This is a genomic window from Mesorhizobium sp. M7A.F.Ca.CA.004.06.1.1, assembly GCF_003999135.1.
Lineage (GTDB): Bacteria > Pseudomonadota > Alphaproteobacteria > Rhizobiales > Rhizobiaceae > Mesorhizobium.
The window spans coordinates 1-4,639 of record NZ_RZPQ01000474.1 but is presented as its reverse complement, the minus strand read 5'-3'; the positions used below and the strand labels follow the sequence as shown (position 1 = coordinate 4,639).

Genomic DNA, 4,639 nt, shown 5'->3' with positions numbered 1-4,639 from the left:
GTGCTCGATAGGCCGGCTCCAGGGTCTCGTCGCCGGCGATGCTGCCGGCGAGTTCGATCAGCCGCGGTGCAAAGGCCGGCTGCTTGCCGCCGAGGATCTCGCGGAAGGCGGTGATCAGTGCATCGGTCAGCAATGTATTGAAGGCCTGCCAGCGCGAGAAGGCGTCGCTGTCATGGCGGGCGAGAAAGAACTGGTCGTCGGCTTTCTGCTCGACGGACAATGTCACCGGCGCCGAAAAGCCGCGGTTGAGCGACACGGCCGGGCGCTCGGTGACGCCTGAAAACCGCACCATGTGGCGACGCTTGCGGATATGGATGACGCCGTCCTCGACGCTGGCGCCTTCGACGCCGCTATATGGCACAGGCTTGCCGCCGGCGCCGATCAGGCCGAAAGCCAGCGGGATGTGCATCAGCCGCTTGCGGCTTTCGGAGGGTGTCGGCGGTACCGACTGCTCGATTTCGAGCGTGAATTCCTGCGCCGCCGGATTGTGCGTCGAACTGATCGTCAGGTTCGGCGTGCCTGCCTGATGATACCAGAGCGCGAACTGCGACAGGTCGCGGCCGGACGCATCCTCGAACACCTTGATGAAATCCTCGATCGTCGCCGCGTCACCGTCGTGCCGCTCGAAATAGAGGTCCATGCCGGCGCGAAAGACGTCGGCACCGAGAATTGTGCGGATCATGCGCACCACTTCAGAGCCCTTCTCGTAGACCGTGGCGGTGTAGAAATTGTTGATCTCGCGGTAGCGGCGCGGCCGCACTGGATGCGCCAGTGGGCCCTGGTCCTCGGGAAACTGGTGGGCGCGCAAGGTGCGCACTTCGGCGATGCGCTTGACCGCGCGCGAGCGCTGGTCGGCGGAGAATTCGTGGTCGCGGAAAACCGTCAGGCCTTCCTTCAGGCAGAGCTGGAACCAGTCGCGGCAAGTGATTCTGTTGCCTGTCCAATTGTGGAAATACTCATGCGCGATGATCGCCTCGATATTGGCGAAATCGGCGTCCGTCGCGGTCTCCCGGTCGGCCAGCACATATTTGTCGTTGAAGATGTTGAGGCCCTTGTTCTCCATCGCTCCCATGTTGAAGTCGGACACGGCGACGATGTTGAAGACGTCGAGATCGTATTCGCGGCCGAATGCCTCTTCGTCCCATTTCATCGACCGCTTCAGGGCATCCATCGCGTAGCCGGCCAGCTTCTCCTTGCCGGGCTCGACATAGATGCCGAGTTCGACCGTGCGGCCCGACAGCGTGACGAAACTGTCTGCAAGCTGGCCGAGATTGCCGGCCACCAGCGCGAACAAATAGGATGGCTTGGGAAAAGGGTCGTGCCACACTGCATAGTGCCAGCCGTCGCCGAGGTCGCCCCTGTCGACCAGGTTGCCGTTGGACAGGAGCAGCGGCGCTTCGTCACGCATTGCTTCTATGCGCACCGTGTAGACGGACAGGATGTCGGGACGATCGAGGAAATAGGTGATGCGGCGAAAGCCCTCCGCTTCGCATTGCGTGCAGTAGACATTGCTCGAGCGGTAGAGGCCCATCAGGGCTTCGTTGCCCGCCGGCGCCACCTCGGTCTCTATGAGCAACTGGAAGCGACGTGCCGCCGGAGGCTTGAGGATTGTCAACCGGTCAGGCGTCGCCAGCAGATCCGCCGGTTTTACCTTCTTGCCGTCGATCTCGATGCGCTTGAGCGTCAGCCCGTCGCCGTCGAGCACCAACGGTGCCGACAGGGAGACGTCGTCACGACGCTCTATCGTGAGGACGGCGGTGACACGCGTTGCGTCTGGCGAAAGGCGGAAGGTAAGGTCGGTTTTCGGAATGAGGTAGTCGTTGGGGCGATAGTCTTCGAGTTTGAAGACCTGGCCGGTGTCCGTGCGCATTCCGTGGGTTTTCCTGTCGATTGCGTTGGCGGCGGATTGTGTCCGCTGGTCCAAGAAATTTGAAGTCCGCGCTCTTTACACGAAACGGCCCCTCGACAAAACTGAGGCAATGCCTATTTCAGGCGTTCCTTCTCCTGTCATCATCACGAGGCACCCATGACCGTCGTCACACCGAAATTCGGCATGGGCGCATCCGTGCTGCGGCGCGAGGATGCCGCCTTCATCCAGGGCCAGGGCCGCTATACCGACGACATCCAGCCGGCTGGCGTCCTGCATGGCTATGTCCTGCGCTCGCCGGTCGCCAAGGCCAGCTTCACCATCGGTTCGACCGAGGCGGCGAAGACGGCACCTGGCGTCCATCTGGTGCTGACCGGCAAGGATCTTGCCCATCTCGGCGATCTGAAATCCGGCGTCATGCAGGAACAGCCGGACGGCACCAAGGCTCCGACGCGCGACATCCCGATCCTGTGCGGCGACCGCGTCAACTATGTCGGCGATGCCATTGCCTTCGTCGTCGCCGACAGCCGAGCCTTGGCGCAGGATGCCGCCGAACTGATCGATGTCGACTATGACGGCGAAGATGCGGCCTCCGGGACGGCAACGGCATTGGCCGAAGGCACGCCGCTGGTCTGGCCGGAGCTTGGTTCCAACCGCGCCTTCAGCTACCACATGGGCGACAAGAAAAAGAGCGAAGCGGCTTTCGCCAAGGCCGCCCATGTCACCCGCATCGAGTTCGTCAACAACCGGCTGGTGTGCAACTACATGGAGCCGCGCTCCGCGATCGGCGAATGGAACGTCGAGGAGAAGCGCTTCGTGCTGACCACCGGGTCGCAAGGCGTGCACTCCATGCAGTATATCCTGGCCAGCGTGTTCAAGATCAAGAAGGACCAGCTGCGCGTCATCACGCCTGATGTCGGCGGTGGTTTCGGGCCGAAGAGCTTCGTCTACCGCGAATATCCGCTGGTGCTGGAAGCGGCAAAGCGGCTTGGCCGCCCGGTGAAATGGGCCGGTGACCGCACGGAGCACTTCCTGACCGACGCGCAAGGCCGCGACAATTTCGTCACGGCCGAGATGGCGCTCGACAAGGACGGCCGCTTTCTCGGCATGAAGGTGGACCTGCTCGCCAACATCGGCGCCTATATCTCGCAATACGGCCCGTTCATCCCCTATATCGGCGTCACCATGTCGACCGGTGTCTACGATATCCAGGCGCTCGATGTCTCGGTCACCGGCCTTTACACCAACACCTGCCCGGTCGATGCCTATCGCGGTGCCGGCCGGCCGGAAGCGGCGTTCCTGTTGGAAAAGCTGGTCGATGCCTGCGCCCACGATCTCCGCCTGCCTGTCGAGGAGATCCGCCGCCGCAACTTCATCCGGCCGGAGCAATTTCCCTACCGGACGCAAACCGGCCGCCTCTACGACACCGGTGAATTCGAAGGCCATATGGAGCGCGCTATTGAGCAATCCGAATGGAAAGCGTTTCCCGAGCGGCTGGCGCAATCGAAGGCCGGCGGAAAAATCCGCGGCCTCGGCATGGCGACCTATATCGAGGCCTGTGCCTTTCCGGGCTCCGAACCGGCCTTCGTCGAACTCAACGGCGATGGCACGGTGACGCTGAAGATCGGCACCCAGACCAACGGGCAGGGGCATGCCACCGCCTATGCGCAGTTCCTGTCGGAAAAGCTCAATCTCGACATCGACAAGATCCATGTCCGCCAGGGCGATACCGATGAATTGAAAGCCGGCGGCGGCACCGGCGGCTCGCGCTCCATACCGCTGGGGGGTGTATCGGCTTCCCGCGCGGGCGAGGATCTGGCCAACAAGATCAAGCGCATCGCCGCCGACGAGCTTGAAGCCTCGGCCGGCGACATTGAGCTGTCTGATGGTGTTGCCCGCATCGTCGGCACCGATCGCTCGATCGATTTTTCCGCCATCGCCAAGGCCGCCAAGACGCCGGATGATCTCAAGGGCTTTGGCGAGTTCGTGCAGGACGAATGCACCTATCCCAACGGCACTCATATCTGCGAGGTCGAGATCGATCCCGACACCGGCGCGACCGAGATCGTCCGCTACACCATCGTCGACGATTTCGGCGTCACCGTGAACCCGATCCTGCTCGCCGGCCAGGTGCATGGCGGCGTCGTGCAAGGCATCGGCCAGGCACTGACCGAGGACACCATCTATGGCGAGGACGGACAGCTTTTGACGGCGAGCTTCATGGATTACGCCATGCCGCGCGCCGACAATTTCCCGTTCTTCCATTTCGAGACCCGCAACGTGCCTTCGACCACCAATGCACTCGGCATCAAGGGCGCGGGCGAGGCCGGCACCATCGGCTCGACCCCGGCGGCGCTCAATGCGGTGACCGACGCGCTCTGGCGCGCTTATGGCGTCAAGCACATCGACATGCCGGCAACGCCGGCGCGTATCTGGGCGACCATCCGAGAAGCGTCGGGAGCGTGACAGCAGGCCCCGGCAGCCCCCCGGCCACAGCCAGCGGTGATGCCGGCGGGCACGACACGCTAACCGGCATCATGTTCAAGATCGTGTCGGTGGCGGTCTTCGTCGGCATGCAGACCTGCATCAAAGCCGCAGGCACGGTTCCGGCCGGCCAGATTGTCTTCTTCCGCTCTTTCTTCGCTATTTTCCCGATCATCGCCTTCCTGGCCTTCAGGAAAGAACTCGGCACTGCCTTCACCACCAAGCGTCCGTTCAACCACATCGCCCGCGGCCTGGTCGGCGTCTGCGCCATGGGGCTCGGCTTTTTTG

Annotated in this window: 2 protein-coding genes and 1 pseudogene; 2 read left to right on the top strand and 1 reads right to left on the bottom strand. The window is 62.8% G+C overall.

The genetic code is table 11. From position 1 onward, the window contains the following. A partial coding sequence (gene pepN, locus EN906_RS23710) for an aminopeptidase N (protein ID WP_127375421.1) occupies window positions 1-1,870 on the bottom strand: 1,870 nt, incomplete at its 3' end. 156 nt (window positions 1,871-2,026) lie between these two features. On the opposite strand from pepN, the gene EN906_RS23705 reads away from it, so the two are divergent. Then, window positions 2,027-4,333: a xanthine dehydrogenase family protein molybdopterin-binding subunit gene (locus tag EN906_RS23705; RefSeq protein ID WP_127270973.1), complete on the top strand. Its 2,307-nt coding sequence runs from the start codon at window positions 2,027-2,029 to the stop codon at window positions 4,331-4,333. Continuing rightward, window positions 4,330-4,639, top strand: a pseudogene (locus EN906_RS23700) (EamA/RhaT family transporter); the annotation flags it as partial. The gene EN906_RS23705 and the pseudogene EN906_RS23700, both read left to right, overlap by 4 nt.

Coding starts and splice junctions, on each gene's coding strand:
- EN906_RS23705 (WP_127270973.1), top strand. CDS start 2,027: ATGACCGTCGTCACACCGAAATTCGGCATGGGCGCATCCGTGCTGCGG.